Annotated in this window: 3 protein-coding genes, 2 tRNA genes and 1 pseudogene; 5 read left to right on the top strand and 1 reads right to left on the bottom strand. The window is 32.8% G+C overall.

Annotation, left to right across the window (positions count from 1 at the left end):
* Positions 1 to 246: 246 nt before the first annotated feature.
* Positions 247 to 2,010, top strand: a complete 1,764-nt coding sequence (locus tag JCM14822_RS17835) for a 1-deoxy-D-xylulose-5-phosphate synthase (protein ID WP_054743935.1) — start codon at positions 247 to 249, stop codon at positions 2,008 to 2,010.
* Positions 2,011 to 2,141: 131 nt separating this feature from the next.
* On the opposite strand, the gene JCM14822_RS17830 is transcribed toward JCM14822_RS17835, so the two are convergent.
* Positions 2,142 to 2,729, bottom strand: a complete 588-nt coding sequence (locus JCM14822_RS17830; RefSeq protein ID WP_054743933.1) for a sugar O-acetyltransferase — start codon at positions 2,727 to 2,729, stop codon at positions 2,142 to 2,144.
* Between the two features lie 180 nt (positions 2,730 to 2,909).
* On the opposite strand from JCM14822_RS17830, the gene JCM14822_RS17825 reads away from it, so the two are divergent.
* The 4 genes and pseudogenes from JCM14822_RS17825 to JCM14822_RS17810 all read left to right on the top strand — a co-directional run bounded on the left by JCM14822_RS17825 (position 2,910) and on the right by JCM14822_RS17810 (position 4,518).
* A tRNA-His gene (locus JCM14822_RS17825) sits at positions 2,910 to 2,983 on the top strand.
* Between the two features lie 32 nt (positions 2,984 to 3,015).
* Positions 3,016 to 3,087 (top strand) — tRNA-Gln (locus tag JCM14822_RS17820).
* Positions 3,088 to 3,223: 136 nt separating this feature from the next.
* Positions 3,224 to 3,880, top strand: a pseudogene (locus JCM14822_RS17815) (peptidylprolyl isomerase).
* Between the two features lie 242 nt (positions 3,881 to 4,122).
* On the top strand, positions 4,123 to 4,518 hold the full coding sequence (locus tag JCM14822_RS17810) for a hypothetical protein (protein WP_054743931.1): 396 nt from the start codon (positions 4,123 to 4,125) through the stop codon (positions 4,516 to 4,518).
* Positions 4,519 to 4,700 lie beyond the last annotated feature (182 nt).

The following is a 4,700-nucleotide window of genomic DNA, read 5'->3' as shown; positions in this document are numbered from 1 at the left end:
GGAGCCACTTTTTTATGATAATACGGTCATGGAAGACTATGGAGAAGATCGGGATACAAAGAGAAGCACATCTTAGAAAGAATGTGTCTTTTCATCAAGATGCAAATGGCAATCCTATTTATTGGGATACATATGTTTATGCCATGCTTAAAGAGGAATGTGATAAGTAATAATTTCCTTGACTTAAAGTTAACTTTAGGGATTATACTTATATATATATATATATACTTATAAAAGGAGAAAGCAATGTCATATACAGTACTAGATAAAGTTAACGCATTAAAAGATTTAAAAGCATTATCAAGAGAAGAAATCAGAGTATTAACAGATGAAGTAAGACAAGTTCTTATTCAAAAAATAAGTGCCACAGGAGGACATTTTGGGCCAAACTTAGGGATGGTAGAAGCAACAGTAGCGCTTCACTATGTCTTTAATTCACCAGTTGATAAATTTGTTTTTGATGTATCTCATCAATCATATGCTCACAAAATTTTAACTGGTAGAAAAGAAGCTTTTATTAATCCTGAAAAATATAAGACAGTATCAGGTTATACAACACCAGAAGAAAGTGAACACGACTTCTTTAAAGTAGGTCATACATCAACTTCTATTAGTTTAGCTTGTGGACTTGCTAAAGGAAGAGATGTACAAGGCGCTAATGAAAATATTATTGCCATTATCGGAGATGGTTCATTAAGCGGTGGAGAAGCTTATGAAGGCTTAAATAATGCCGCTGAATTAAATAGTAATTTTATTGTCTTAGTAAATGATAATGAAATGTCTATTGCAGAAAATCACGGTGGCTTATATAAAAACTTAGCTAAATTACGTGAAACAGAAGGAAAAGCAGAAAACAACTTCTTTAAAGCATTAGGTTTTGATTATTACTATGTAAAAGATGGTAACAATGTAGATGAATTAATTGAAACACTTGAAAAAGTAAAAGACATTGATCATCCAGTGGTAGTGCATATGCATACAGTGAAAGGAAAAGGATATGTAGATGCAGAAACTAATAAAGAAAACTTCCACTGGGTTATGCCATTTAACTTAGAAACAAAAGAGCCACTTATGAAAATGGGAGCTACTGAAACATATCGCGGCATAACAGAAGACTTTTTATTAGAAAAAGCTAAAAACGATCCAACTGTAGTGGTAATCAATGCAGCAACACCAGCTATTACTGGTGTTAATAAAGTAAGACGTGAACTTGAAAAACAATATGTGGATGTAGGAATTGCCGAAGAACATGCTATTGCTATGACTTCTGGAATGGCTAAAAGAGGTGCTAAACCTGTTGTAGGATTTGCAAGCACATTTATTCAAAGAACTTATGATCAACTTTCACAAGACTTAGCACTCAATAATAATCCAGCTGTGATTCTTGTAACTGGTGGCGGCATTAGTGGTTCAGATGAAACTCACTTAGGAATATTTGATATTCCATTAATCTCAAATATTCCTAACATGGTATATTTAGCACCAACTACTAAAGAAGAACATCTTGGGATGATGGAATGGGCAATCGAGCAAACAGAGCGTCCAGTTGCTATTCGTATACCTAATATGGATGTAGTTTCAACAGGAGAAAAAGTAGAAGCCAACTTCGGTGACTTAAACAAATATGTTACAACTATTAAAGGAAATGAAGTTGCAATTATTGGACTTGGTTCATTCTATCACTTAGGTAAAAAAGTACACGATAAACTTCAAGAAATCGGCATCAATGCCACACTTATCAACCCAAGGTTCATTACAGGTGTAGATGAAGCTCTATTAACAAGCTTACAAAAAGATCATAAACTTGTGATTACATTAGAAGACGGTATCTTAGATGGTGGATTTGGTGAAAAGATTGCTAGATTTTATGGTAGTACAGATATGAAAGTGCTTAACTTCGGTGCAACTAAAGAATTTACAGATAGCGTACCATTAGCTGAGTTACAAGAAAGATATCATTTAACAGAAGCACTCATTATAGAAGATATTCAAAAAGCATTAAATAAATAATAAATTGATTAGTAGACGAGTAATAGCTAGAGTTTTCTTAAGCTATTACTCGTTTTTTGTTGATTGGTTAAAACTATAAAGATTTATCAGTAAACAGTTAAAGATAATATCTTTGTTAGTTTATAAATTATTTAATAGGTAGGTAAATTAATTTGGTCTTGGTCAGTAATTGGTCTAATTACTTTGCAAGGTACACCAGCAGCTATAACGTTAGCTGGAATATCTTTTGTTACAACGCTGCCAGCGCCGATGATACTGCCAGTACCAATTGTTACGCCACCACATACGGTAGCATTGGCACTAATCCATATATCATTTTCTATCATAATTGGTTTAGAAGTGCCGATTCCTTCACCTCGTTGCTCTGGATGAATGGCATGTCCGGCACAAGTTAAACAAACACCAAGGGCAATAAAGGCATTGGCACCAATATGAACTGGTGAAGTATCTAAGATGACACAATTATAATTAATAACTGTTAAACCATAAGTATGAATATTAAATCCATAATCACAGCGGAAAGATGGTTCAATAAAAGTTAGTGGATGGCATGTGCCAAATAACTCTTTAAGTATTTCGCTGCGACGTTCGTTTTCTATAGGACTTGTTTGATTGTATTCAAAACATAAAGTTTTAGCTTTTGTTTGTAGATGAACTGGCATATCCATATGAGAAGAAGTGTAGGCGTGGTTTGATTTCATAATTTCTAACATATCCATTTGAAGGTTCCTTTAGGGTAATAGTGATTTTATATTTTAAAGAAATTATTAGTATATCATTTATAGTGCTTTAATAGTCTTATATAATGAATTTTTTCTCTAAAAACTTTATAAAAAAGTTGTTGACATATATATACAGCCCATGATATATTATTTGAGTCGACAAGACAACAACAAATGGTGGGTATAGCTCAGTTGGTAGTAGCACTGGATTGTGGTTCCAGGTGTCGTGGGTTCGAGCCCCATTACCCACCCTGTTATGAATATCATAACAGTCTCTGAATATAGGGTTATCGCCAAGCGGTAAGGCACAGGATTTTGATTCCTGCATTCCAAGGTTCGAATCCTTGTAGCCCTGCTAGTGTAAAAGCAGTTAGATTTAATCTAACTGCTTTTTTGCATTTATAAATAAATTTAGGAGAATAATAAGAAAAAAGGACATAGAGAGATGAAAAAAATTAAAACAAATCTTAAGTATAGGCTGCATCGCCTTAATGATGTCATTTACTTTAGCAGGTTGTGGAGTGCAGCAAAATAGTACGAACACAAATACAATTCAAAGCAGTACGAATGAAGCTGCTAATGTAAAAAATGAAACTGTTGCAAATACAGTGGGAAATAATAATGAAGCAAATGCAGAAAATGAAGTTGTAGCACTTAAAGAGCATCCTATTGTTACAATGAAGATTAAAGATTATGGTGATATTACATTAGAACTTTATCCAGAAATGGCACCAAATACAGTCAATAACTTCGTAACACTTGTTAATGAAGGATTTTATGATGGACTTACTTTTCATAGAATTATTTCAAGATTTATGATTCAAGGCGGTGATCCAAAAGGAACAGGTGAGGGCGGAACAAATTACAGTATCCTTGGTGAATTTGCCGCAAATGGTTTTAAATAAAATATTCTTTCACACACAAAAGGTGTTATTTCAATGGCAAGAACAGCAGAGCCTAACTCAGCAGGAAGTCAATTCTTTATTATGTCAGCAGATGAAACTAATTTAGATGGACAATATGCAGCATTTGGTAAAGTAACAAATGGTTTAGATATAGTAGAAAAATTACAAAACGTACCAACAGGAAATGGTGATAAAGCAATCGATGATGAGATACAAATGGTGAGAAAGTACCTGCTGTTGTGAAAACTAAATAATAAAGGAGAGTTAGTGAGCTTTTCTAACTATAGAGAACCAACAGAAATTGTTGCCCAAGAGAAGATATAATGGGAACATTTTCATATAATGATTATGGAGAGGGAACAGGTACATCGGATGGCAGCACCTTTTGTAAGTGGTGTAGGTGCACTTATTCTATCATTAAATAAAGATTTGACACCTATGGCTTAAAAAAACAAATTATAGATAATGCAGTAGTGTTAGAGAATATGAAAGATAAAGTAGCTGGTGGCAGATTACTTAATGCGTATAACGCAGTTGTAATACCTAAGCAAGAAGAAGGTATCAATGAATATACAAATCGACAAGTATTAGGCTTTAGTAATAAGAAACTTATAGAACATTATAAGGATCAAGTGAAAATGGATAAGAAGACTAATAAAATTATTGTAAAGGTTAAAAAGGAAAGAAATATAGAGCAAGTTATAGAAAAGGTTATAGGAGAAACTGGTATAAATAATATAGAAATAGAAGATTATATTGATTTGATAGGAAGCTATATAATAAAATGTCCAGATATAGAAAGTGCGGATAAAATTGTTGAGGTATTAAATACATATGATGTAATAACATATGCAGAAATGAATTATATAAGAAAAATGTAGGGAAAGACGAAAGATTAGCGATATAGTAATCCTTTCTTTATGGTGTAATTACACTAAAAAGAAAGGAATATTATATTTATGGAAAAATAAATACAAAAAGGTGTTGACTTATGTAGAGAAGTGGTGTATTATTAATCAAGTCAGCGAGATAAGTGTTGACAAACATGATGAACTTTGAAAAC

The organism is Cellulosilyticum ruminicola JCM 14822, from assembly GCF_001311925.1.
GTDB lineage: Bacteria > Bacillota > Clostridia > Lachnospirales > Cellulosilyticaceae > Cellulosilyticum > Cellulosilyticum ruminicola.
Note: the sequence above shows the minus strand (reverse complement) of the source record. Positions and strands in the feature narration are given on the sequence as shown.